The following is a 23,567-nucleotide window of genomic DNA, read 5'->3' on the forward strand; positions in this document are numbered from 1 at the left end:
GGCCGGCCCATGTCGGCGGACAAGTTCACCGAATTCCTGCAGGCGCGCTGAGCCGGCACCGCCGCTCCGGACCCCGGGCGACCATCGGCGTCCTGGTGTCCCCGAAGGCCCGCACCCTGGCCGCGCCGGCGTTGCGCGCCCGTCGCACGCCCGTCGCAGGCCCGTCGCACTCCACCCGCTTCCCGTAATTTGTTTCCGGCTTTGTCCGGATCCTGCGCGCTTGGCCGCGGCCAGACGGCGACAACCGCGCGGGGCCGGGCCGTGCGGGCGGCGCGCAGCCCGGCCGCGGCCGGCGGCGCCTGCCGGCCGGCGGCGCGCCAGGGAAATATGTGCTTACAAAGTCCGGTGCGCCGGCGCGGCTGCCCGCCGTTAAGGGAAGTATCGTGACAGCAGGGAGCACGGGCGTTGGCCCGGCACCCGTTTCGTCGAAGAGGTAATTCCATGTTTCCTGACCGCAGGCTTGGCCACCGTGCCCGCGCCCTGCTCATAGCCACCGGCCTGGCAGGTGTCGTTCTTGTCACTTGGCAACTGCCGGCGCTGGCGCAGTCCGCCGATCCGTCCGACCGCATCGCCACCATCACCGACGCCGCGGGCAATCTCAGCTTCGCGCCGGCCGGCTCCGACGAGTGGGCCCAGGCCGCACCCAACCGGCCCATCACCACCGGCGACCGCCTGTGGGTGGACAACGGCGGACGCGCGGAGCTGCATGCCGGCTCCACGGCGATCCGGCTCGGCAGCGCCACCGCGGTGACGGTGCTCAACCTTGACGACAGCGCCACCCAGGTCAAGCTGACCCAGGGCACGCTGCAGCTGCGCGTGCGCGCGCTGCCGCCGGACCAGCCGGTGGAGATCGACACCCCCAACCTGGCCTTCGTGCCGCGCGAGCCGGGCGACTACCGGCTCGACGTGGCGGCCGACGGCAGCGCCACGGTGGTCACCCTCCATCATGGCTCGGCCGTGGTGTACGGCGACAATCGCTCGCTCGACATGCGCCGCGGCGAGCAGGTCCGCTTCGCCGGAACCGACCTGGCCGAGGCAGGCGCCGCCTCCGATCCGCCGGCCGACGAGTTCGACCGCTGGACCATGGCGCGCGATGCGCGCGAGGATGCCTCGCCCTCGGCCCGCTACGTACCTCCCGAGATGACCGGCTATGCCGCGCTGGACGGCTACGGCGACTGGCAGGAAGACCCGGGCTACGGCGCGGTTTGGTTCCCGCGCGTGGTCGCGGCCGACTGGGCGCCCTACAGCGCTGGCCACTGGGCCTGGGTGGCGCCGTGGGGATGGAGCTGGTGCGACGACGCGCCCTGGGGCTTCGCGCCGTCCCACTATGGCCGCTGGGCTCGCGTCGGCGACCGCTGGGGCTGGATGCCCGGCCCGCGCGCGGTGCGTCCGGTGTACGCCCCCGCGGTGGTGGGCTTTATCGGCGGCGGCCCCGGCCCCGGCCGGAATGCCTCCCACGGCGGACCGGGGGTAGCCTGGTACCCGCTCGGCCCGCGCGAGTCCTATCGCCCGGTCTATGGCGCCAGCCCTGGCTATCTCAATCGCATCAACCGCTTCACCGTCAATAACGAGGTGGTCAACAACCACGTGCGCAACGTCTATGTCAACCGGGATGTGCCGGGCGCCGTCACCGGCATGCCGGCGCGCGCCTTCGTGCAGGGCCAGCGCGTGCCGCCCGGCGCGCGCAACGACGCATGGCGCAACCTGCCGCGCGGCGAGGCCAACGGCGCGCCGCCGCTGGCGCCGGTCAAGGCCAGCCTGCTAGGTGCGAATCCCGGGCGGCCCGCGCCGCCGGCGGTCATGCAGGGCTTCAACCGTCCCGCCATCGCGGCGCGCGCGCCGGGCCGTCCCGCCAGCGACGAACTGGCCCAGCGTTTTGCCCGTGGCGGCGGCACGGTGCCCGGCGCGGGGCCGGCCTGGCACGGTGGCGGCGGTGGCCCCGCCCCGAACCCGGGCGCGGCAGCCGGCCCGGTGCGCCTGAGCCAGGCCGCGCCGGCCTTCCACGGCCGCAATGCGGCGGGACCGGGCAGTCCCGCCAACCCGGCCAACCCCGCCAATCCTGCATTCAACCCGCAGCGGGCCGAGGGCGGTCCGCGCGGGGCGATGCCGCAGGGCTTCGTCAATTCCGATCGCGGTGGCCAGCCGCAACCGCAGCAGCAGATGCAGGGGCGGGGCTGGACCACGCGTCCGGACCAGGCGCACGGCCAGCAGGGCGATCCGCAGGCCTTCGCGCGCCAGCAGCAGGAGCGTCAGTTTGGCGAGCAGCAGCGCGCCCAGCAGGGAATGCAGCAACAGCAGGACATGCAGCGCCAGCAGCAGGAACGCCAGCGTGGTGACCAGCAGCGCGCGCAGCAGGGGATGCAGCAACAGCAAGAGATGCAGCGTCAGCAGCAGGAACGCCAGTTTGGCGAGCAGCAGCGCGCCCAGCAGGGGATGCAGCAACAGCAGGAGATGCAGCGCCAGCAGCAGGAGCGCCAGCGCGGCGAGCAGCAGCGTGCCCAGCAGGGGATGCAGCAACAGCAGGAGATGCAGCGCCAGCAGCAGGAGCGCCAGCGCGGCGACCAGCAGCGTGCCCAGCAGGGGATGCAGCAACAGCAGGACATGCAGCGCCAGCAGCAGGAACGCCAGTTTGGCGACCAGCAGCGCGCCCAGCAGGCAATGCAGCAACAGCAGGASATGCAGCGCCAGCAGCAGGAACGCCAGCGCGGCGACCAGCAGCGCGCCCAGCAGGCAATGCAGCAACAGCAGGACATGCAGCGCCAGCAGCAGGAGCGCCAGCGCGGCGAGCAGCAGCGTGCCCAGCAGGCGATGCAGCAACAGCAGGACATGCAGCGCCAGCAGCAGGAGCGCCAGATGCAGGAGCAGCAGCGCCAGCAACAGGCCATGCAGCGGCAGCAGCAGGAGCAGCAGCGCCAGCAGATGGAACAGCAGCGCGTGCAGCAACGCCAGCAGCAGGAGCGCCAGGCACAGGAGCACCAGGTACAGGAGCAGCAGCGCCAGCAGCAGGTGATGCAACGCCAGCAGCAAGAGCAGATGCAGCGCCAGCAGCAGGATGTGCAACGCCAGCAGCAGGAGCACCAGCGCCAGCAACAGCAACAGCAACAGGAACAGCAGCGCCGCCAGCAAGAGCTGCAGCGTCAGCAACAGCATGCCTAGTCGGCGGCGTCAATGAAGAGAGGCGGGGGGTGACAAGACAGGAGCCCGCCGGTGCGCGGGCCTGAATCCCGCCGGAGTGCCGGGCGGGACCTTCGGCAAGCCGGCGCGTCGCGCGCGCCGGCCCCGGAGTTGACTTATTTGGCCAGTTCGGACAGGCGCACCTGGGCAATCTTGCCGCCCTGCACCCAGCCCACCACGGTATCGGCCACGGTGCCGCCCTTGGCGTCGATGCTCTCGATCTCGTTGGGGTTGGCATCCTTGGCCAGCGTCTTTACCGCCTCCGGCATCTTGGCGCGGATCGCCGCCACGTCGGTGGTGGTGCCGGCCAGCTTCATGGCGCCGGCCAGCGCGTACACCATGGTGTAGTTGAGCGACATCTCGGTGGTGGCATCGCGCCCGTCGTGCAGCTTCTTGTATTTGTTGTTGTAGTTCTGCGCGGCGGGGCGGCTGTCGTTGGCCAGCGGCATCACGCCGATCGAGCCCTCCAGCATGGCCAGGCCGTTGGTGACCTTGGACATCTCGTCGAGCTTGGCCTGGTCCATCACGATAAAGCCGCCCTTGAAGCCCAGTTCGCGCGCCTGCTTGACCACCAGCGCGGTCGGCTCCGACGGGCCGCCCACGAACATCACGTCCGGCTTGTCGGCCAGCACGCGCGACACGCCGCTGTAGAAATCGGTTGCCTTGGTATAGGACATCGGGTTGTTGGCCACCACCTTGCCGCCCGCACTCTCCCATGCAGGCACGAAGGCCTGAACCCAGGCCTTGGCGTAGTCATGGTCGGCCGGCGCCAGCGCCACGTTCTTGCCGTAGCGCTTCATCTGCGCCTTGATAAAGGGATCGATATAGCCGGTGTAGGCCGGCGGGATGCGGATGGTCAGCTTGTTGTTGACATCGGTGATGCGCGGCACGCTGGAGTACGCCATCACCAGGAACTTCTCCTGCTCGTTGAAGGCCTGCAGCGCGAAGATGCCACCCGAGTGCGGCACGAACACGGCGGGCGTCTTGTACTGCTGCACCAGCCGGCGCGCGTTGATCGCGGCCTCGGCCGGGGCGTACTTGTCATCGAGCGCGGCCACTTCGAGCTTGACCTTCTTGCCCTTGACTTCCAGGCCGGCGGCGTTGATTTCGTCGACCGCCATCTGGATGCCCGAAAGCACGTTCTTGCCGTACAGGGCGGCGCCGCCCGACAGCGGGCCGGTGTAGCCCAGCTTGACGACTTCCTGTGCGAAGGCGGTGCCCGAAGCCAGCAGCGCGGCCACGGCGGTGGCGGCGAGCGGGAAGAAGCGGCGGATCATCTTGGTTTGCATCTGGCGGTCTCCTGTTGTGTTTGCACTGCGTTCGTTCTTGTCCTGTCTTCCTGCCCTGTTTTCCTGCCCTGTCCTTCGGCCAGGGCTAGCCGCCGATATACGCGCGGCGAATTCCCTCATCCTTGAGCAAGGTTTCGCGGTCGCCTTCCATGACGATGCGCCCGCTCTCGATCACGTAGGCGCGGTGCGCGATGCCAAGCGCCGCGTAGGCGTTCTGCTCGGCCAGCAGCACGGTGGTGCCGGCACGGTTGATGCGCTGGATGACCTCGAACATCTGCTTGACCACCAGCGGCGCCAGCCCGAGCGACGGCTCGTCGAGCAGCAGCGCGCGCGGGCGGCTCATCAGCGCGCGCCCCAGCGCCACCATCTGCTGCTGGCCGCCCGAGAGCGAGCCGGCCGGATCGTCCTTCTTCTGCCGCAGGATGGGGAACATCTCGAACACTTCTTCGAGCGAGCGCTTGATGCCTGCCGAATCGCGGCGGTGGACGTAAGCGCCCAGCGTCAGGTTCTTCTGCACGCTCATGGCGGGAAACAGCTTGCGCCCTTCGGGGCAGTGCACCAGCCCGGCCTGCACGATCTGCGAGGGCTTCATGCCGGACAGCTCGCGGCCGTCGAAGCGCATGGTGCCGCCGCTGGCGCGGTGGATGCCGCTCATCGCCAGGAAGATCGAGCTCTTGCCGGCGCCGTTGGCGCCCAGCAGCACCACCAGCTCGCCGGCGCCGGCGTGCAGGGTGATGTTTTCCAGCGCGCGGAAGCTGCCGTAGGAAAGCGAAACGCGCTCAAGCTGCAACATGGTCGGCTCCCAGGTAGGCTTCGATGACGTGCGGATCCTGCTGGATCTGCGCGGGCGTCCCCTCGGCGATCTTCTCGCCGTAGTTGAGCACCATGATCTTGTCGGCCAGCCGCATGATCATGTCCATCTTGTGTTCGATCAGGCAGACCGTCTTGCCATGGCGGACCATCTTGCGGATCAGTTCGGCCAGGCCCACGGTCTCCTCCGGATTGACGCCGCCGGCGGGCTCGTCGAGCAGCAGCAGTTCGGCATCGGTGGCCAGCGCCAGCGCGAAGGCCACGCGCTTGCGCTCCTCCTGCGTGATGTCGGCCGCCACTTCATGGGCCAGGTGCGCAAGGCCGACGAACTCCAGCGCTTCCTCCGCCTTGGCGCGGCACAGGCGCTCTTCCTCGCGCAGCCGCCGCGTGTTGAAGAGCACGTCGGCCAGGCCGGAATGCGTGCGCAGGCGATGGCCCACGATCAGGTTGTCCAGCACGGTGGCGCGGTCGAACAGGTGGGTCGCCTGGAAGGTGCGCGCCACGCCCAGGCGGGCGATCTGGTCCGCGCGCAGCCCGGCCACGTCCTGGCCCTTGAGCAGGATCTGGCCGGAGCTGGGTGCGTGGGTGCCGGCGATCAGGTTGAAGAAGGTGGTCTTGCCGGCGCCGTTGGGTCCGATGATGGCGTTGATGTGGCCGGTCTCGAAGCGGATCGAGACATCATTTACCGCGGTCAGGCCGCCGAATTTCTTGGTCAGGTTGCGGATCTCAAGCATGGTCGACCCCTGCGTTGGCTGCGTTGGCTGCGTTGGCTGCGTTGGCACCGGCGGCCGGTGCGGGAGCCTGCGCGCGGCTCTTGCCGCCGCGCCGCGCGGCCGCGGCGCGCCTCGCCTGGCGCTTGGCCCACGAGCCGACGATGCCGTCCGGCACGAAGATGATGAGCAGGATCAGCACCGGGCCGAACACCAGCATGCGGTAGTCCTGCAGGAACTGCAGCGTCTGCGTCACCCACGGCACCAGCACCGCGCCCAGCAGCGGCCCGAGCAGCGTGCCGGTGCCACCGACCAGCATCGCCATCACCATGTCGAAGGTGAGGTCGGTGCGCGCGATATCGGGGCCGAGGAAGCGCACCTGGCCCGCGTACAGCGCGCCGGCAAAGCCCGCATAGCCCACCGACAGCACGAAGGACAGCACCTTGGTGCGCATCAGGTTGATGCCCAGCGCCTCGGCCAGCGCATCGCTGTTGCGCACGGCCATGAAGCTGCGGCCCAGCAGCGAGGTGACGATGCGGTGCATCACGAAGGTGCCGATCACGAGGAAGAACAGCACCAGGTAGTACTGCGCCTGCACGTTGTCGAACGCCAGCGGGCCCACCGACGCCGGCACCGGGATGCCGATCAGGCCCACCGTGCCGTGCGTGAGGCTTTCCCATTTCTCGATCAGCAGGTAGATGATGTAGCCGATGCACAGCGTGAAGATCGAGAAGTAATGGCCCTTCAGGCGCAGCGACACCACGCCCACGAAGTAGCCCACCACCATGCACACCACGCCCGACAGCGCGAACGCCACCCAGAACGGTACCTGGTGATCCACCGTCAGGATACCCAGCGTGTAGGCGCCGATTGCCATGAAGCCACCGTGCGCGAGGTTGAGCTGGCCGGTGTAGCCGGTGATCAGGTTCAGCCCCAGCGTGGCGATGGCGTAGATGAAGGCCAGCGTCATCACCGTCAGGTAGTAGCTGTTGGGCGTGAGCAGCGGGAACGCGACGGCCAGCGCCAGCAGCAGTGCCCAGCCGGCTTTTCCTTGCAATGCATTGGTCATGTTGCGCTCCTTAAGCGGCCTTGCCGGCAAACAGGCCCTGCGGGCGGATCGACAGGATGGCCACCAGCAGCACGAAGGCGATGATGTCCTTGTAGTCGGTGGAGACGTAGAAGCCGCCGAAGCTCTCGGCCATGCCGATGATCAGCCCGCCCACGATGGCCCCGGGAATGCTGCCCATGCCGCCGAGGATGATGATGACGAAGGCCTTGGTGATGACCAGGTTGCCCATGCTCGGGTAGACCAGGTTGATCGGCGCGTACAGCGTGGCGGCGATGGCGGCCAGCGCGCCCGAGATGGCGAACACCAGCAGGGTGACGCGGGTCGCGTCGATGCCCACCAGCGCGGCGCCTTCGCGGTTCTGCGCCATCGCCACGATGGTCGAGCCGGTCACGGTGCGCGTGAGGAACAGGTGCAGCAGCACCATCAGGCCGAAAGCCGCGCCGATGATCAGCAGGCGCTGGGCGGGGGCGGTGAGCCCGAACACTTCCACCATCTGGCCGTAGGGCGTGGGCATGCGGTTGAAGTCCGCGCCCCACAGCGCCTGCGCGCCGGCCTCGAGGAACAGCATGATGCCGATGGCGGCGATCATGTCGTGCAACTCGGGCGCGTTGCGCAGCGGATGGAACACCAGGCGATCGGCCAGCATCGACAGCGCTGCCACCGCCAGCGCGGCGGCGCCCATCGCCAGCCAGTAGTTCATGCCGAGCGCCGTCATCATGTAGTACGAGACATAGGCGCCGGCCATGTAGAACGCGCCGTGCGCGAAATTGGGCACGTGCAGGATGCCGTAGACCAGTGTCAGGCCCAGCGCCACCAGGCTATACACGCCGCCCAGCGTGAGGCCGTTCAGGACTTGTTGGAGAAACAACATCTCGGGCTTACCTCTTGGCTAGTCGCAAAAAAAATCGCGAACGAAGGCACGCAAGCCGCATGGCGGCATGCGCGGAAGCTGCGGCGCCGCGCGCGAGGCGCGGGCCGCTCATGGGGCAAATACGGGGATCAGCCGGGCGGTGGTGCGGCTTGCCGGATGGTGTGGTCCATGTCTTGTCTCCTGTGCAATGCGGTGCAATGCGGATTTGGCTGGTCGGGGGCGGGCCCCGCTGCCGGTGTCGTCGTGTCGGTGAAGGCGCCATGCGTTCGCACGCATATGCACGTTCCAGCACGATCGTTCGTTTTCATTGACTGTTGCATACGGCCTGAGGCACAGTCAAGGAATACGGAATAGTCTTCCGCACAGCGAAATAGCCGGCGCAGCCCGCGTCCGCAGCCATCCGGCGCGGCCCCGGGGCGCGTCCTTCCGCAGCCAGTTGCCATGTGTCGCCGCCACCCATGAAGCGCACTTCGTCGATCCCGCTGTCGCCCTGCGCATCGCCTGCCGGCGCTGCCAGCGCCACGCAAGCCACGCAAGCCACGCAAGCCGCGCACGCCACGCACGCCACGCATGCGACCCATGCGGCCGATGCGCAGCCGGTGCTGTTTTCCGGCACGCCCGCCGATGCGGCGCGCGACGACCGCAACTTCGTCACCGCGCTGGCGCGCGGGCTGGACCTGCTGCGCGCCTTCGGCCCGCATGACGATTACCTCGGCAACGCCGAACTCGCGCGGCGCGCCGGCATTCCGCGGCCGACCGTTTCGCGCCTGACCTACACGCTCACCAGCCTGGGCTACCTGATCTATTCGGAGTCGCTCGAGAAGTACCGCCTCGGGCAAGGTGCTATGGTGCTCGGGCAGCGCTACCTGGCCGGCTCGCGCATCCGCGAGATCGCGCAGCCGCTGATGCAGTCGCTCGCGTTCGCCACCGATTGCACGGTGGCGCTGGCCACCGCCGACCGGCACGAGATGGTCTACCTGGAGGTCTGCCAGCCGCGCGGCGCGCTGGTGATGCGGCTGGCGCCGGGATCGCGCCTGCCCACCGCCACCTCGGCCATCGGACGTGCGTGGCTGGCCGGGCTGGAAGCGCCGCGCCGCGCCGCCGTGGTGGCCGACCTCGAGCATTTCTACGGCAGCCGCTGGGCACCTATCCGCACCAAGCTCGAACGCGCGCTGCGCGACTACGGCAGGCGCGGCTTCTGCCTCGCGCATGCGGAGTGGGACCGCAGCGTGAGCGGCGCGGCCGCGCCGGTGGTGCTCGAAGGCGGCGCCGAGGTGCTGGCCATCAATATCGGCGGCGCCGCCACGCGGCTCACGCCGGAGATTCTCGATGGCAACCTCGGGCCGCGCATTCGCGAGCTGGCCGAGACGCTGCAGGCGCGGCTCTGGCAAGGACAGGGATAGCGAGGCATCATCGCAGCGGCATCGACATGCATCCACCGCCATCCCTCACAGCAAGGATCACAGCAAGAATCACAGCAAGAATCACAGCAAGAATCACAGAATTCCCGCGGCCATGTGAGCCGTACATCTAGCTGGCATTACAGACAAAGAAAACAAAGGAGACAAAGATGGAGATCCGCAACAAGACCGTGATCGTGACGGGCGCCGCCACCGGCATCGGACGTGCGCTGGCGCTGGCCTTCGCCGCGGGCGGCGCGCGCGGCGTGGCCGTGGCCGACCTCGACGAAGCGGGCGCGCAGAAGGTGGCCGCGGAGCTGGCGCAGGCCAGTCCCGCGTGCAAGGTCTTCGCGCAGCGCACGGACGTGGCCGATGCCGCCGCGGTGCAGGCGCTGGCGGATGCGGCCACCGAGCGCTTCGGCCAGGTGGACGTGTTCTGCTCGAACGCCGGCATCATCCTGCGCAAGGGCCTGGACGCCAGCGCCGAGGAATGGCAGCGCATCTGGGAGATCAACGTGATGGCCCACATCCACGCCGCGCGCGCGGTGCTGCCGCAGATGCTCGCGCGCGGCGAGGGCTACTTCGTCAACACCGTATCGGCCGCGGGGCTGCTGTCGCAGATCGGCTCGGCACCCTACGCCGTGACCAAGCATGCCGCCATCGGCTTTGCCGAGTGGCTGTCGATCACCTACGGCGACCGCGGCATCAAGGTCAGTTGCATCTGTCCGCAGGGCGTGCAGACCAACATGCTGTTCGGCGAGGACGGGGCGCGCAAGGGCTTCCTGCAGGCGGGATCGGTCACGCCCGAGCATGTGGCGCAGGTCACGCTGGCAGGCGTGCAGGAGGAGCGCTTCCTGATCCTGCCGCATCCCGAAGTGCTGGAGTACTACCAGCGCAAGGGCCAGGACTACGACCGCTGGCTCAAGGGCATGCGCCGCCTGCACGACAAGGTGATGGCCGAGTTCGGCGGCACCGTGGTGTGAGCATGGCCGCGCCCCGCGCGGCATCCCAGGCAATAACCCGATCAAAGCAAAAGAAAAAGCAAAAGCAAAAGCAAAGGGAGACATCAATGCGCAGCAAACCATTCGCGGCGGCCATGCTGGCCGCCTGCGCCGCATTTACCGCGCTGGCCGCGTCATCGGCCCGGGCCGATACCTATCCCTCCAAGCCGATCCGCATCGTGGTGGGCTTTCCCAGCGGCGGCGCGCCGGATATCCTGGCGCGGATCTTCTCCGAGAAGATTTCTCCCGCGTGGGGCCAGCCGGTGGTGGTCGACAACAAGCCGGGTGCGGGCGGCAATATCGGCGGCGAGGCCGTGGCGCACGCCGCGCCCGACGGCTACACGCTGGCCATGGGCACGGTGGGCACGCACTCGATCAACGGCGCGCTCTACGCCAGGATGCCGTACGACATGGTGAAGGACTTCGTGCCGGTGATCCTGGTCGCGTCCACGCCCAACGTGCTCGTGGTCAACCCCGCGGTGCCGGCCAGGAACGTGCAGGAACTCATCGCGCTGGCCAAGGCCAAGCCGGGCGGCCTCACCTTCGGCACGCCAGGCGTCGGCACTTCGCTGCACGTGGCGGGCGAACTGTTCAATTCGATGGCCGGCGTGAAGATCACCCACGTGCCGTACAAAGGCCGCGCCATGGCCATCCCCGACCTGCTCGGCGGCCATATCACGATGATGTTCGACAACCTGCCGTCGGCGCTGCCGGTGGTCAAGGAAGGCAAGCTGCGGGCCTTGGGCGTCACCAGCGCCAAGCGCTCGCCTTCGGCCCCGGACATCCCCACGCTGGCCGAGCAGGGATTGCCGGGCTTCGAGGCCGATTCCTGGTTCGCCATCTTCGCGCCGGCCAACACGCCCAAGGATGTGGTCGCCAAGCTCAACGCCGAACTCAACCGTATCTACACGCTGCCCGACGTCCAGGCCAAGCTCAAGACCCTGGGACTGGACCCGATCCTAGGCACGCCGGAAACGCTGGCAAGCTACCAGCGCGCCGAGATCGCGAAGTGGGCGAGGGTGGTGAAGGAGTCGGGGGCCAAGGCGGAGTGATCGCCCCGGAGCGCACAGTCGGGGCTGGCCTGGCGGTGTAAGGCTTCCCCTCTCCCGCAGCGGGCGCTGCGGGGGAGGGGAGCAAGCCGGCGGGATCCCGGTGCAGGGCGCCGGCCGGGCGTCAGATATCCGCTTCGGCCGCGCCCCGCGCCTGGGAGCCACTGCCGCTGCGCAGCCGGCTGAAGCTCACCACCGCGCCCACCGTGGCCACCGTCGCCGCCACATACAAGGCCAGCCTTGCCGCGCCGGTCTGGTCCACGCTGAACAGCAGTGCGACCACCGCGGTGCCGGTGGTCTGCCCCAGCAGCCGCGTGGTGGCCTGCGCGCCGCTGGCGCCGCCGCTGCGCGCGGGCGGCGTGGCGCCGATCATGGCGCGGTTGTTGGGCGACTGGAACAGCCCGAAGCCCAGCCCGCACATCGCCATGCGCCAGCCGATGCCGAAGCTCGATGCGTCGGGGCCGAGCAAGGCCAGGCCGACCAGCCCGCTGCCGAGCAGCGCCAGCCCGACTCCGGCCAGGATGCTGGCGGGATAGCGGTCCGACAGGCGACCCGACAAGGGTGCCATGATCGCCACCATCAGCGGCCACGGCGTGATCAGCAGCCCGGTCTCGTGCAGCGAGCGGCCCAGCTGGTATTCCAGGTAGAACGGCAGCGCCACGAAGGCCAGCATCTGCGCCATGAAGGAGCAGAACGAGGTACCCACGGCCAGCGTGAAGGCGCGGTTGCGGAACAGGTCCACCGGCACCAGCGGCGCCGGCTTGCCGCGCTGCATGCGCACCAGCCCCAAGCCCAGCAGCGCGGCGGCCACCAGTCCGGCCGCCGCCGCAGGACGCAGGCTGGCGTGGCCGGCGCCGTCGACGCTCAGGATGAACAGCGCGAATACCACTGCCGACAGCAGCGCGCTGCGATAGTCGAAGCCATGCGGCTGGGGCGGCGTGGCCGGCAGCGCGCTGCGTGCCAGCACGAGGGCGAACACCGCCACCGGCACGTTGATGGCGAACAGCCACGGCCAGCTCGCGATGGACAGGATCAGTGCGCCCACCGACGGGCCCACGGCGATGGTGATGCCCACCACCAGCGCATTCAGCCCGATGCCGCGGCCGAGCTTGGTGGGCGGATAGATAAAGCGCACCAGCGCCGTGTTCACGCTCATGATGCCGGCGCCGCCCACGCCCTGCAGCACGCGCGCCGCCACCAGCACGGGCAGGTTCGGCGACAGCGCGCACAGCAGCGATCCGAGCAGGAAGATCGCCAGCCCCGCGCGGTACACCCGCTTGTAGCCAAGGATGTCGCCGAGCGAGGACAGCGGCAGCAGGCATACCGTGACGGTGAGCTGGTAGGCGTTGACCACCCAGATGGTGCTGCTCGGGTCTGCCGCCAGCTCGCGGGAGATCGATGGCAGTGCGATATTGGCGATCGAGCCGTCGAGCACGGCCATGATGAGGCCGCAAAACACGGTGAGGATGGCCCAGCCGCGTTGGGGGTGGGGGAGGCCTTGGTGTGTCTGCATGGGAAGTGGGGGAGTGCCGACGGGAGGCGCGAGCGTTGCCTGCGATACTTGATTGCACAATTATCGTCGCGCACGGCGGTGCCCGCAATCGATCGGATTGTGGTAAGGCGGGGCCGCAGTGTTGTTTTTCGGTCCCCGGGGTGCCGGCGCGGGCCGGCAGCGGGGCCGGCCCGCGCCCCGGGCGGAGCCGGATACCCACGGCGGGCCCCTGGCTTGGCAGAGAAATAGGGCAGGAAACCCGCCATCCTCGTCAGAACGGGCCGGCGGCCCGGCGCTATGATCCCCGCCACAATGTCCCGCAAGCGAGGCCGCGCAAAGCACCTCGCCTTGGGACGCAGCGTTTTCCGGACAGCCATCAGCCATGTCAACACCAACCCCCGAGGGCAGCCGGCAGCCAGCCCGCGCCAGCCTCGACCCTGTCGACTGGAGCGCGCTGAGGGCGCAGGGCCACAGCATGCTCGACGATATGCTGGACTACCTCCAGGGCATTCGCGAGCGGCCGGTCTGGCAGCCGATCCCCGACGCGGTGCGCGAGCGCTTCCGCGAGCCCTTGCCGCGCGAGGGAAGCGGGCTGGAGCGGGTGCACCAGACCTTCATGGACAGCATCCTGCCTTATGCCGTGGGCAATGCGCATCCCGGCTTCATGGGCTGGGTGCATGGCGGCGGCACCCCGGTCGGCATGCTGGCGGAAATGCTCGCGGCCGGGCTCAATGCCAACCTCGGTGGCCGCGACCACATCCCGGTCGAGGTGGAGTGGCAGGTGCTGCGCTGGGTGATCGAGCTGTTCGGCTTTCCCCAGGATGCCAGCGGCCTGTTCCTGACCGGCTCCTCCATGGCCAACCTGTGCGGCGTGCTGGCCGCCAGGACCCGGGCACTCGGTGGCGAGGTGCGCGCGAGCGGCGTGGCGCAGGCAGCGTGCCGCCTTACCGCCTATACCTCCGCGCGGGCGCACGGCTGCATCGCGCAAGGCATGGACCTGGCCGGCCTGGGGAAAGACAATCTGCGCTCGATTCCCGTCGACGATCAAGGGCGCATGGATCTGGCCCGCCTCGCCGCCGCCATCGCGGTGGACCGTGCTGCCGGCTTCTCGCCATTCCTCGTCGTCGGCACCGCCGGCACGGTCGATACCGGTGCCATCGACGACCTGGCCGGCATCGCTCGCATGGCACGCCGGGAGCAACTGCACTTCCATGTCGACGGCGCCTTTGGCGCACTTGCCATGCTGTGTCCCCAGCTTGCCCCGCGCCTGCGTGGCATCGAGCAGGCGGACTCGATCGCCTTCGATTTCCACAAGTGGCTGCAAGTCCCCTATGACGCCGGCTTTTTCGTGGTCCGGGACCGGCAATTGCACCTGCGCACCTTTGCCACGCACGAAGGCACCTATCTCAGCCGCGGCGAGCGCGGCATGGCGGCCGGCTCGCCCTGGCCGTGCGACTTCGGCCCGGATCTCTCGCGCGGCTTTCGCGCCCTGAAGACCTGGTTCACGATCAAGGTCTACGGCACCGAGCGGCTGGGCGGCATGATCGCGCATACGTGCGCACTGGCGCAGGAACTCGCGCGCCGCATCCGTGCCGAGCCGGAGCTGGAGCTGCTGGCGCCGGTATCGCTCAATATCGTCTGCTTCCGCTTCACCGGCACCGGGCCCGCGGCGAGCGGCGCCATCGACCAGGTCAATCGCGATCTGGTCGTCGCCTTGCAGGAATCCGGCCTCGCCGCGCCTTCGTCGACGATGCTCGACGGGCGCTTCGCGATCCGGGTTGCCTTGTTCAACCATCGCAGCACCTCGCAGGATATCGATGCCCTGCTTGGCGCGACCCTCGCACTCGGCAAGGCGCTGAGCGCTTCGACATCCGTGCCTGAAGTCAGCGATCTAACACAATGAACGTGAACGCCATCCACGATTCCGCAACCGCCACGCCGGCCCGGGACACGCTGATCGGCCTGCGCCACCTGCTGCGCGCCGCCCATCAGAATGAAGACCTGCGCCCCCTCGGCGCGAAGCTGATCAACCATCTGCAGTCGCAGCCGGATGACGCCAATGCGCTGATGGATCTCTCGCTGGTCCTGCAGCTGCTCGGCGATCATGCGCTTGCCATGACCATCCAGGCCGAGGCGCTGCAGACGCGGCAGCTCTATCACCTGCCGACGCTGCGCGATGGCGCCGTTGGCCTGCGCGTGCTGGCCATCATGGTGTCAGGCGACCTGATGGCGAACACGCCGCTGGAATGCCTGCTGGGCAACTCCGACGTGGCGCTCGACGTGCTGTACGTCACCCCGGAAGAACCGCTGCCGCAGGCCGTGCCGGAGCACGATGTGCTTTTCATTGCCGTTGGCGAATCGGACCGCACCCAGCCCGTGCTGGAGCAACTCCGCGCGCTCGCCGCGATCTGGCCGCGCCCCGTGCTGAACCTGCCGGATCGCCTGCAGCGGCTGTCGCGCGACCGGGCCGCATCGGCGCTGGCGTCGGCACCGGGCATCTGCATGCCGCCCACGCTGCGCGTGGACCGCGAGGTGCTGGCGGCCGTGGCCGGGGAGCAAGCCACGATCGTATCGGTGCTGGGCGAAGGTGGATTCCCGATCATCGTCCGGCCGCTCGGCTCCCATGCCGGCAAGGGGCTGGAAAAGCTCGGCGACGCGGCCGAGCTGGCCGCTTACCTGGCGCAGTCCGGCGAGCCGGCCTTCTATGTGTCGCGCTTCATCGACTACCGGAACGCGGACGGACTGTTCCGCAAATACCGGCTCGTGCTGATCGAGGGGCGTCCCTATGTGTGCCACGTGGGCATTTCCGAGCACTGGATGATCCACTACCTGAATGCCGGCATGGCCGAGAGCGCCGTCAAGCGGGAGGAGGAAGCGGCGATCATGCGCGACTTCGACCACACCTTCGCGCTGCGCCACAAGGATGCCCTGGCACTGATCCAGGCGCGCCTGGATCTCGACTATGTCGGCCTGGATTGCGCCGAGACGCAGGACGGCGAGTTGCTGGTGTTCGAGGCGGACACGGCCATGGTCGTGCACGACATCGACCCGGTCGACCTCTTTCCCTACAAGCAGCCGCAAATGCACAAGATCTTCGCTGCATTCCGGGCCATGCTGATCAATGCCAGCCAGACCGAGCATGCCGGTCGAACGCACGCTGCCGATGCCGCTGCCATCGACGGCTGAGCTGCTGGTCAGCGGCGGCGATCACCGCATCGCGCTGGACCCCGCCACAGGCCGCAACAAGTACGGTTGCGAGCCGCTCGCCTGCGCGGACCTCGCTGCGTTCGGCTCGTCCACGTCTTCGGGAATCTCGCCGGCGGCGTTCGCCGTGGTCGACGAACTGCGCGGCCGGCTCGCCGCCGCGCTGGCGCACCAGACGCCGGCCGAGCTTTATCGCCGCGAGATGGACCGGCTGCGCAGCGAGGTGCTGGCACTGTGCGGCATCGACCAGGCGCAGGACCCCGGGCTCGTTTTCTCGGCGTCGGGCACCGATGTGCACCTGCTTGCCGCGCGGGTAGCCGCGCGCGTGACGGGGGACGGCGACCGCGCTGGCGATGGCGCGCCCGCCAGGCCGCTGGTGATCATGGCGGGCGCGGCCGAAAGTGGCAGCGGTGTGCCCGCGGCGCTCGCCGGGCAGCACTTCAGCACGTATAACGCCCTGGGCCGTACCACCATCCCGGGCGAGTCCCTCGGCCAGTCCTGCGCCAGCGATATCCTCGATGTGCCGATCCGCAATGCCGACGGAACCCTGCGGGATGCGGCCATGGTCGACGCGGAAATCGAGGCGCTGGTCGGCCAGGCCGCGCGTAACGGGCGCCATGTGCTGCTGGTGCTGATCGATGTCTCCAAGACCGGCTGCATCGCGCCGGGCATCTCGTGCGTCATGCGGCTGCGGCGCCGCTGGCCGTCGGTGGTGCAGGTGCTGGTCGATGCCTGCCAGTTCCGCCTTGAACCACGCACCATCCAGGCCTACCTGCGCAGTGGCTTCATGGTGGCGCTGACCGGCTCCAAGTTCCTCACGGGACCCTCGTTCTCCGGCGCCTTGCTGCTGCCAGCGGAGATTGGCGGCAAGCTGCGCCAGCGCGGCGTGCCTGCCCAGCTTCGTATCTACTCCGCGCGCGAGGAATGGCCGCAGGACTGGGCCTGCGCGCAGGCCCTGGGATCCTTCGCCAATTTCGGCCTGCTGCTGCGCTGGCAGGCGGCGGTCCATGAGTTGCGCGCGTTCCGGGCGGTAAGCGCCTCGCAGGTCGAAGGCATCCTGCGGCGCTTTGCCGACGCCGTCGGGCAACGGCTGCACCACGATCCGGCCTTTGCCGCCCTCGATGTACCGGCGCTGGACCGCGCCGCGCTGGACAGTCCGTCGAGCTGGGACGGTATCCAGACCATCCACCCTTTCCTGCTGTACCGGCCCGTCTCGCATGGCGGCAGGGCTCCGCTCAGCCGGGACGAGACCGCCGCCGTCTATCGCCAGTTGCAGATGCCGGCGTCTGGTAGCGGCGCCTGCCAGCTTGGCCAGCCGGTGGATTGTGGCCACCAGGCGGGCGTTCCGGTCAGCGCCCTGCGGCTGTGCATGAGCGCCAGGCTGGCAGTCGATGCCGCGCGCGGCATCGGTCATGAGACGCGCATCATCCGCCAGGCCATGTCTTGCCTCGATGCCGTTGCGGCGCTGGCCCACGGCTGCGCGCCTTCTCTCAACCCGGCGGCGCTAGCGGAAACGGCATTTTCCTGATCCCCGGCGCGGGCATGCCTGCCCGATTCCAGCTCTTGCCCCGGCGCCGATGCCGGCATGCTTCAGCGCGCGGGAGCTGTGGCGATTGCGCCGCCTGGTCGCGCGCTCACGAAAATCTATCCCCACTTTGGTAGGGGGTGAGTATTCCCGACTTCTGCCGTTAGCCGCTTTGCAGCCCGGCGCCGCATGCATGCGGCGCCGGGCTGCACACGCATGAGCCGAAGAGCGACGCGTAGACGATGATCGCCCACACCACAAAAGACGGGCAAGCGGGAACGGGATGGCAGCGGTTCGCCTTGGCGATTCAAAGCAGAAACCTTGGACCAATCCGCAGCGCCAATGTCCTGACGGGACAAGAGGGGATCACCGTGAAGTTCAACAGCCTGTCCATCAAGCGCAAGCTCCTGCTCGGCTTCAGCCTGCTCGCCATCATCACACTGGCCGTCGCCGCGCTCTCGCTGCGCGCGCTGAGCCAGACCACCGAAGGCTTCACCCGCTATCTGCACGGCATGAATGCGCGCGCGGAGATGGCCGCGCAGGTGCGCACCGCCGTCGACCGCCGCGCCATTGCCGCGCGCAACCTCGTGCTGGTGACCAGGCCCGAGGATATCGCCATCGAGAAGACCGAGGCGCTGCGCGCGCACGATGACGTGAAGGCGCACCTGGCGCGGCTCAAGGAGATGGTCCAGGCCAGCGACGCCAGCGAAGGCGCGCGCAAACTGGTGCGCGATATCGACAGCATCGAAACGCGCTACGGGCCGGTGGCCACGGACATCGTCGGCCTGGCGCTTGCCGGCAAGCGTGACGAAGCCATCCTCAAGATGAATGCAGAATGCCGGCCCCTGCTCGCGGCGCTGGTCCAGGCCACCGATGCCTATACACAATTCACCGCCGCACGCCAGGCCGAAACCGTGCAGCGGCTGGGAGAGGACTATCTGGCGCAGCGCAACCTGTTGATCGCCATGTCGATTGGCGCCGTGGTCCTGGCCGCCGCGGGCGGGCTGTTGCTCGCCCGTGCGATCACCGGCCCGCTGCAACTGGCCGTCGGGGTGGCGCAGACGGTAGCCCGCGGCGACCTCGGAAGCAAGATCGTGGCCACCTCGCAGGACGAGGCCGGCCGCCTGTTGTCGTCGCTGGGCGACATGAACGAACGCCTGATCGAGATCGTCTCGCGCGTGCGCCAAGGCTGCGGCAGCATTGCCGGGGCCTCGGCGGAGATCGCCGCGGGCAACGCGGACCTGAGCCGCCGCACTGAAGAGCAGGCGGCCTCGCTCGAAGAAACCGCCGCCAGCATGGAAGAGCTGACCACCACGGTACGCCTGAGCAGCGAGAACGCCAGGCAGGCCAACGACCTCGCCCGCGAAGCCGCCGATATTGCCCAGAGCGGCAGCGTGGCGGTGGGCCGGGTAGTCGATACCATGCAAGGCATCAGCGCCAGTTCCAGCAAGATCGCCGACATTACCGGCATGATCGAGGGGATCGCCTTCCAGACCAATATCCTGGCGCTCAACGCGGCGGTGGAAGCCGCGCGCGCAGGCGAGCAGGGCCGCGGGTTCGCGGTGGTGGCCAGCGAAGTGCGCAGCCTGGCCCAGCGCTCGTCCGGCGCAGCCAAGGAGATCAAGGAACTGATTTCAGGTTCGATGCGGCAGATCGAGGACGGCTCGACGCTCGCCGGCGAAGCAGGGCGGACCATGGCATCGGTGACCCAGGCCGTGGCGCGCGTCAGCGGCATCGTGGAGGAAATTGCCGGCGCGGCGCAGGAGCAAAGCCGCGGCATCGAGCAGGTCAACACCGCGATCTCGCAGATGGACCAGGTCACGCAGCAGAACGCAGCCATGGTCGAGCAGGCCGCCAGCGCATCGCGCGCGTTGCAGGATCAGGGCCGGGACCTGGATGAAGCGGTGGCGTTCTTCCGCCTGCCTGGCACCGGCAGTGGCCGCCGCCAGGCACCGGACCGGGCGGCCACGACCGGGCCGGTTGCCACCGGCATGCGATCGCTTGGCGCGCGCGGCGTGCCGGCCCCCTAGACCAGCGTCAGGGTCACGTCGATATTGCCGCGAGTGGCATTCGAATAGGGGCAGACCTGATGGGCTTGCTCGACCAGCTTCTCGGCCTCGGCGCGATCGAATCCCGGAATCGAAATCTTCAGTTCGACCTGGATGGCGAAGCCTTGCGGGATCGGGCCGATGCCGACCGCGCCTTCGATCGAGGTATCGGCCGGCAGCGTGATCTTCTGCTGTCCGGCTACGAAACGCATGGCCCCGATAAAGCAGGCAGAGTAGCCGGCAGCAAACAGTTGTTCGGGATTGACGCCATTGCCGGCGCCACCCATTTCCTTGGGCAGCGCGAGCTTCACGTCGAGCAGGCCGTCCGACGATGYAGCGCGGCCATCGCGCCCTCCGGTGGCGGTGGCATGGGCGGTGTAGATAGCTTTTTCCAGCTTCATGATGACTCCTTGAGAAGGGCCCGCGGCCAAGTGTTGGCGGGTTGGTGAAGTCGGTTCAACAGCTGCCGCGGGCGGCCTCCCTGGGAGCCCGCGGCGGATCTCGTCGATCGTGCATCGCGTCGCGCACGGCCAGGCCGCCTTGCGCGAGGCCTTGTGCAAACCGGCTTCACTCAGCCGAGAAGCGTCAGCAGCTTCTGCGCAGTGGCCGTGGATGAGGCGGGATTCTGACCGGTAATCAAGAGGCCGTCGACGATCGCAAAGCTCTGCCAATCGTCCACCTTCTCGAACAGGCCGCCGAGCCGCTTGAGTTCATCCTCGACAAGAAACGGGACGACCTTGGTCAGCTGGACTGCCTCTTCCTCCGTATTGGTGAAACCCGTTACGCGCCGGCCCTTCACGATCGGCTGGCCGTCGATAACGACGCGGTGCAGGACGGCGGGGGCATGGCAGACTGTCGCCACCGGCTTTCCGGCGTTGTAGAACGCCTCGATCAATGCGATCGAGTTCTTGTCTTCGGTCAGGTCCCACATCGGACCGTGGCCGCCCGGATAGAAGACCGCGTCATAGTCATCGGCCTTCACGCCGGCGAGCTTGACCGTGCTGGCGAGGACCGCCTGCGCAGCCGTGTCTTCCTTGAATCGCTTTGTCAGTTCGGTCTGGCCCTCGGGCTCGTCGCTCTTCGGATCGAGCGGCGGCTGGCCACCCTTGGGAGAAGCAACCGTGATCGTTACTCCCGCGTCGAGGAATGTGTAGTAAGGGGCGACAAACTCTTCGAGCCAGAATCCAGTCTTCTTCCCCGTATTTCCCAACTGATCGTGGGAGGTCAGTACCATCAGAATCTTCATCATCGTGCTCCTTGGGCCGGGACTGCGTTACCCCGCCGGGACGGCGGGCGCCGCCTCCGGCCTGAAGCCACGGCGCCCCCTTTTCGTCCATCGCCCCCTCCTTGCCGGGCGGCCGATGCGCTCTTCATCTTAGCAGCAGGGTACGGCGCAATCAAAAAACGGATGGTGATGGAATTGGAAATTATGACGAAGCGGTATCTTTATGATTCGGTTACGTTCAATAAATCAATATTTATGAATTGACAATTAATATTCTATTTATTGTTGCGTGGACGGGGTTTGCCCGGACAATGCCGCCCGCGTCGCGCGACGCTGGATCTTGCTCTCCTTGCCTATACTAAGGAGCCAGATAGCGGCGAGCCTGTTCAAGGAGCGTCCTCGAAAAGGCCGGCCCGCGTGCGTTTCCGGCGGTGCCGTCGGCTCTCGCGATTGGTTTATGGAGGCGATGATGGTGGTATAGCGTCACTTGCCGCAACCAAGGATCCCAAATGTCTAAGACAAATAAAGACCGGCAGATCTTTATGGAATGCCGTACGCCAGAATACTGGAGAGTCACGCTCAATCATCCTCCTTTCAATATTTTCGGGCCGGATAGCATCCCGCAATTGAATGAAGTCATCACTGCGCTGGAATCGGACAAGGACGTCAAGGTCGTCGTTTTCGAAAGTGCCGTGCCGGGTTTTTTCCTGACGCACTATGACTTCACCCGCGATCTTGAAGAGTCGACAAGCATGGCGCCCGGGCCAACGGGCATGCACCCGCTGCCGGATATGCTGGTGCGCCTGAGTCGCGCCCCGGTCGTGTCGATCGCGTCTATTCGCGGACGGGCGACTGGCGTGGGCAGCGAGTTGTCGCTCGCCAGCGACATGCGCTTCGCGAGTCGGGAAAAGGCCATCCTTTCGCAGTGGGAGGTCGGCGCCGCGCTTGTTCCCGGTGGCGGCCCGATGGCACGGTTGCCTCGCCTGATGGGACGAGGGCGCGCCCTTGAGGTGCTGCTGGGGGCCGACGATATCGACGGCGACCTCGCGGAGAGATATGGCTACGTGAATCGCTCGTTGCCGGATTCCGAACTGGACGCCTTTGTGGAAGCGCTCGCCTTGCGGATCGCCTCGTTCGACAAGCAAGCCATTGCCGACACCAAGCGCCTGGTCGACATCGCCAGCTTGCCGCCCGACGCCGAGATTCGCCTCGAATGGGATGCTTTCATTACATCGGTGGGTCGTCCGCAGGCCCAGAGAAAGGTAGGCGAGTTGCTGAAGCTCGGCCTGCAGGAGAATGCCGACGTCGAAGCGCGACTTGGCTATTACACCAGTACCCTGGGAAATTGAAGGCCTGGCGCCGAACCTGTGGCCATCCGCGATAGAGCCCGCGCCAGTGTCGTGTCAGGGCAGCGGCACTGGCTCGGCAAAGGCCTGCAGGAAAGCGAGCGACGGCTTTGCCGCCACGAGCCGGTTGATTTCTGTTTTCAGTTCATCCGCGGGAAGCCAGGGGTAGGTCAATCCTGCCTGCAGGGCCGCCAGCGTGGCCGCCATCGGATCGGCCACCGAGTCCATCCGCTCGATATGTATGTGCAGGCTGGCGATGCGCGCCGGGCCATCGGCCTGCGCAAAGCCCCAGCGGTAGTAGCCCTTGCCAAGCCGGAGAACGTTGGCGGCGGTTTCGCGCATTGCCACCAGCCAGGGGACAACAATGCTGTCTCCCACCAGGGCGAGTTCGTCGGCGACGTAGTAGGTACGGCAGGCATCGAAGGTCTTGGCAAACTCCGTGACGAGCGTGGCGGCGATGCCCTGTGCACCCTCGGTCTTCGCAGGAAAGGCGATCGTATCGGTGTTGATCGAGATCGTCAGCGTAGCGTCTTGCGCAAAGGCCTCATGGATCAGTTCCGGGCGGTTGTTGTCCTTGGCCCGGACATAGGTCTCCAGGAGTGACTTGGCGGTATGCAAGGGGATCGGGTTCATGGCATGTCTTGAGCAGCGAAGGGATGGAGGCGCCCGGAAGGGCGGAAATCCGGCTTGTCGCTGCAGCTTCCCGCCGCGTAGCCGGGTTGTTTGCTAGAATTTGGCACAAAGCTTGCTTGAAAAGCTATGTGGAGCAATTGCCTGTGGCGACAACTACCGGAAACAAAACCCTGACGATCACCAATCCGGCGTGCCTCGTCGATGGTTCTGACGTCGAGTTCCGTCATCTCGTGAACGGACTGCTGCCATTCGCCGCAAGGCTGCTTTCGGTGCGGGACGGCTTCGGCAGCGTGATTGGCCTGACCGGGGTCCAGTACTCGCTGATCCGGTCCATTGCGCATCTCTCCCAGCAAGGTGAGGTGACCGTGAACCAGCTGGCCGATCATCTTCACCTCAGCGGCGCCTTCGTCACCCTCGAGACCGGCAAGCTGAAGAAGCTGGGCCTGATCGACAAGAAGGCCCACCCCGACGACAAGCGCAAGATGCGCCTGACCATCACGGCCGCGGGCACGCGCTTGCTCAATGAACTGTTGCCCCTGCAGCAGCAGATCAACGACGTGTTGTTCGACGGCGTGAGTCGCACCGAATTCAAGGTCTTGTGCTCCGTTGTCGACAGGCTCGTCGCCAACGGAGACCGGGCCGCGCTTGACCTCGAGCACCTCCAGGCGCGCCGGCAAACGGTCCAGCCCGCGCGAGGTGGCGCCAGGGAGCGCTGACAGCT

Annotated in this window: 19 protein-coding genes; 10 read left to right on the forward strand and 9 right to left on the reverse strand. The window is 67.5% G+C overall.

What is annotated here, in order from left to right; translation table 11 throughout:
• The first annotated feature begins 441 nt into the window (after positions 1-441).
• The gene (locus tag AC1DK4_RS35575; protein ID WP_477132104.1) at positions 442-3,156 is read left to right on the forward strand and encodes a DUF6600 domain-containing protein; all 2,715 of its coding nucleotides are present in this window, start codon (positions 442-444) and stop codon (positions 3,154-3,156) included.
• 134 nt (positions 3,157-3,290) lie between these two features.
• Here the strand turns inward: AC1DK4_RS35575 and AC1DK4_RS35580 are convergent, their stop codons facing one another.
• From AC1DK4_RS35580 to AC1DK4_RS35600, 5 genes are all read right to left on the reverse strand, one after another.
• Positions 3,291-4,463, reverse strand: a complete 1,173-nt coding sequence (locus AC1DK4_RS35580; protein ID WP_441614729.1) for an ABC transporter substrate-binding protein — start codon at positions 4,461-4,463, stop codon at positions 3,291-3,293.
• 85 nt (positions 4,464-4,548) lie between these two features.
• Positions 4,549-5,256, reverse strand: coding sequence for an ABC transporter ATP-binding protein (locus tag AC1DK4_RS35585; protein ID WP_441614727.1), 708 nt, complete (start codon positions 5,254-5,256; stop codon positions 4,549-4,551).
• Positions 5,243-6,007 carry an ABC transporter ATP-binding protein gene (locus AC1DK4_RS35590; RefSeq protein WP_441614725.1) on the reverse strand — a complete coding sequence of 255 codons (765 nt, stop codon included), beginning with the start codon at positions 6,005-6,007 and terminating at the stop codon, positions 5,243-5,245. Before AC1DK4_RS35590 ends, AC1DK4_RS35585 begins: the two co-directional genes overlap by 14 nt.
• Complete coding sequence (locus AC1DK4_RS35595; protein WP_441614723.1) at positions 6,000-7,052, reverse strand: branched-chain amino acid ABC transporter permease; 1,053 nt, start codon at positions 7,050-7,052, stop codon at positions 6,000-6,002. Before AC1DK4_RS35595 ends, AC1DK4_RS35590 begins: the two co-directional genes overlap by 8 nt.
• Positions 7,053-7,062: 10 nt before the next feature.
• The gene (locus tag AC1DK4_RS35600; RefSeq protein WP_441614721.1) at positions 7,063-7,923 is read right to left on the reverse strand and encodes a branched-chain amino acid ABC transporter permease; all 861 of its coding nucleotides are present in this window, start codon (positions 7,921-7,923) and stop codon (positions 7,063-7,065) included.
• A gap of 458 nt (positions 7,924-8,381) precedes the next feature.
• On the opposite strand from AC1DK4_RS35600, the gene AC1DK4_RS35605 reads away from it, so the two are divergent.
• The 3 genes from AC1DK4_RS35605 (at position 8,382) to AC1DK4_RS35615 (ending at position 11,376) form a co-directional block, all read left to right on the forward strand.
• Positions 8,382-9,326: an IclR family transcriptional regulator gene (locus AC1DK4_RS35605; protein WP_441614719.1), complete on the forward strand. Its 945-nt coding sequence runs from the start codon at positions 8,382-8,384 to the stop codon at positions 9,324-9,326.
• Positions 9,327-9,493: 167 nt separating this feature from the next.
• Positions 9,494-10,306, forward strand: a complete 813-nt coding sequence (locus AC1DK4_RS35610; protein WP_441614718.1) for an SDR family oxidoreductase — start codon at positions 9,494-9,496, stop codon at positions 10,304-10,306.
• An 86-nt stretch (positions 10,307-10,392) separates the two neighbouring features.
• Entirely contained in the window at positions 10,393-11,376 is a 984-nt protein-coding gene (locus AC1DK4_RS35615) for a Bug family tripartite tricarboxylate transporter substrate binding protein (RefSeq protein WP_441614716.1), read from the forward strand.
• A 121-nt stretch (positions 11,377-11,497) separates the two neighbouring features.
• Here the strand turns inward: AC1DK4_RS35615 and AC1DK4_RS35620 are convergent, their stop codons facing one another.
• Complete coding sequence (locus AC1DK4_RS35620) at positions 11,498-12,886, reverse strand: MFS transporter (protein WP_441614714.1); 1,389 nt, start codon at positions 12,884-12,886, stop codon at positions 11,498-11,500.
• Between the two features lie 361 nt (positions 12,887-13,247).
• Here AC1DK4_RS35620 and AC1DK4_RS35625 point away from each other — a divergent pair, with 361 nt between their 5' ends.
• The 4 genes from AC1DK4_RS35625 to AC1DK4_RS35640 all read left to right on the forward strand — a co-directional run bounded on the left by AC1DK4_RS35625 (position 13,248) and on the right by AC1DK4_RS35640 (position 19,624).
• Positions 13,248-14,768 carry a pyridoxal phosphate-dependent decarboxylase family protein gene (locus AC1DK4_RS35625; protein WP_441614712.1) on the forward strand — a complete coding sequence of 507 codons (1,521 nt, stop codon included), beginning with the start codon at positions 13,248-13,250 and terminating at the stop codon, positions 14,766-14,768.
• A complete protein-coding gene (locus tag AC1DK4_RS35630) occupies positions 14,765-16,051 on the forward strand; it encodes an ATP-grasp domain-containing protein (RefSeq protein ID WP_441614710.1) in 1,287 nt (428 codons plus the stop codon). Before AC1DK4_RS35625 ends, AC1DK4_RS35630 begins: the two co-directional genes overlap by 4 nt.
• A complete protein-coding gene (locus AC1DK4_RS35635; protein ID WP_441614708.1) occupies positions 16,005-17,597 on the forward strand; it encodes a hypothetical protein in 1,593 nt (530 codons plus the stop codon). The genes AC1DK4_RS35630 and AC1DK4_RS35635 overlap by 47 nt, the downstream gene beginning before the upstream one ends.
• 368 nt (positions 17,598-17,965) lie before the next feature.
• Complete coding sequence (locus AC1DK4_RS35640; RefSeq protein ID WP_441614706.1) at positions 17,966-19,624, forward strand: methyl-accepting chemotaxis protein; 1,659 nt, start codon at positions 17,966-17,968, stop codon at positions 19,622-19,624.
• On the opposite strand, the gene AC1DK4_RS35645 is transcribed toward AC1DK4_RS35640, so the two are convergent.
• Positions 19,621-20,043, reverse strand: a complete 423-nt coding sequence (locus AC1DK4_RS35645) for an organic hydroperoxide resistance protein (RefSeq protein ID WP_477132105.1) — start codon at positions 20,041-20,043, stop codon at positions 19,621-19,623. The two genes, AC1DK4_RS35640 and AC1DK4_RS35645, sit on opposite strands and share 4 nt — an antisense overlap.
• Before the next feature lie 170 nt (positions 20,044-20,213).
• Complete coding sequence (locus tag AC1DK4_RS35650) at positions 20,214-20,888, reverse strand: type 1 glutamine amidotransferase domain-containing protein (protein WP_441614763.1); 675 nt, start codon at positions 20,886-20,888, stop codon at positions 20,214-20,216.
• A 488-nt stretch (positions 20,889-21,376) separates the two neighbouring features.
• Between AC1DK4_RS35650 and AC1DK4_RS35655 the strand changes: the two genes are divergently transcribed.
• Complete coding sequence (locus tag AC1DK4_RS35655; protein WP_441614702.1) at positions 21,377-22,216, forward strand: enoyl-CoA hydratase/isomerase family protein; 840 nt, start codon at positions 21,377-21,379, stop codon at positions 22,214-22,216.
• Between the two features lie 54 nt (positions 22,217-22,270).
• Here the strand turns inward: AC1DK4_RS35655 and AC1DK4_RS35660 are convergent, their stop codons facing one another.
• The gene (locus AC1DK4_RS35660) at positions 22,271-22,846 is read right to left on the reverse strand and encodes a hypothetical protein (protein WP_441614700.1); all 576 of its coding nucleotides are present in this window, start codon (positions 22,844-22,846) and stop codon (positions 22,271-22,273) included.
• A gap of 143 nt (positions 22,847-22,989) precedes the next feature.
• On the opposite strand from AC1DK4_RS35660, the gene AC1DK4_RS35665 reads away from it, so the two are divergent.
• On the forward strand, positions 22,990-23,562 hold the full coding sequence (locus tag AC1DK4_RS35665; RefSeq protein ID WP_441614761.1) for a MarR family winged helix-turn-helix transcriptional regulator: 573 nt from the start codon (positions 22,990-22,992) through the stop codon (positions 23,560-23,562).
• Positions 23,563-23,567 lie beyond the last annotated feature (5 nt).

The sequence above is a fragment of the Cupriavidus sp. 05N38 genome (assembly GCF_056397345.1).

Bases quoted from the DNA above. Each gene is read 5' to 3' on its own strand.
- AC1DK4_RS35580 (WP_441614729.1), bottom strand. From the start codon at position 4,463: ATGCAAACCAAGATGATCCGCCGCTTCTTCCCGCTCGCCGCCACCGCC.
- AC1DK4_RS35585 (WP_441614727.1), bottom strand. From the start codon at position 5,256: ATGTTGCAGCTTGAGCGCGTTTCGCTTTCCTACGGCAGCTTCCGCGCG.
- AC1DK4_RS35590 (WP_441614725.1), bottom strand. From the start codon at position 6,007: ATGCTTGAGATCCGCAACCTGACCAAGAAATTCGGCGGCCTGACCGCG.
- AC1DK4_RS35595 (WP_441614723.1), bottom strand. From the start codon at position 7,052: ATGACCAATGCATTGCAAGGAAAAGCCGGCTGGGCACTGCTGCTGGCG.
- AC1DK4_RS35600 (WP_441614721.1), bottom strand. From the start codon at position 7,923: ATGTTGTTTCTCCAACAAGTCCTGAACGGCCTCACGCTGGGCGGCGTG.
- AC1DK4_RS35605 (WP_441614719.1), top strand. From the start codon at position 8,382: ATGAAGCGCACTTCGTCGATCCCGCTGTCGCCCTGCGCATCGCCTGCC.
- AC1DK4_RS35610 (WP_441614718.1), top strand. From the start codon at position 9,494: ATGGAGATCCGCAACAAGACCGTGATCGTGACGGGCGCCGCCACCGGC.
- AC1DK4_RS35615 (WP_441614716.1), top strand. From the start codon at position 10,393: ATGCGCAGCAAACCATTCGCGGCGGCCATGCTGGCCGCCTGCGCCGCA.
- AC1DK4_RS35620 (WP_441614714.1), bottom strand. From the start codon at position 12,886: ATGCAGACACACCAAGGCCTCCCCCACCCCCAACGCGGCTGGGCCATC.
- AC1DK4_RS35625 (WP_441614712.1), top strand. From the start codon at position 13,248: ATGTCAACACCAACCCCCGAGGGCAGCCGGCAGCCAGCCCGCGCCAGC.
- AC1DK4_RS35630 (WP_441614710.1), top strand. From the start codon at position 14,765: ATGAACGTGAACGCCATCCACGATTCCGCAACCGCCACGCCGGCCCGG.
- AC1DK4_RS35635 (WP_441614708.1), top strand. From the start codon at position 16,005: ATGCCGGTCGAACGCACGCTGCCGATGCCGCTGCCATCGACGGCTGAG.
- AC1DK4_RS35650 (WP_441614763.1), bottom strand. From the start codon at position 20,888: ATGAAGATTCTGATGGTACTGACCTCCCACGATCAGTTGGGAAATACG.
- AC1DK4_RS35655 (WP_441614702.1), top strand. From the start codon at position 21,377: ATGTCTAAGACAAATAAAGACCGGCAGATCTTTATGGAATGCCGTACG.
- AC1DK4_RS35660 (WP_441614700.1), bottom strand. From the start codon at position 22,846: ATGAACCCGATCCCCTTGCATACCGCCAAGTCACTCCTGGAGACCTAT.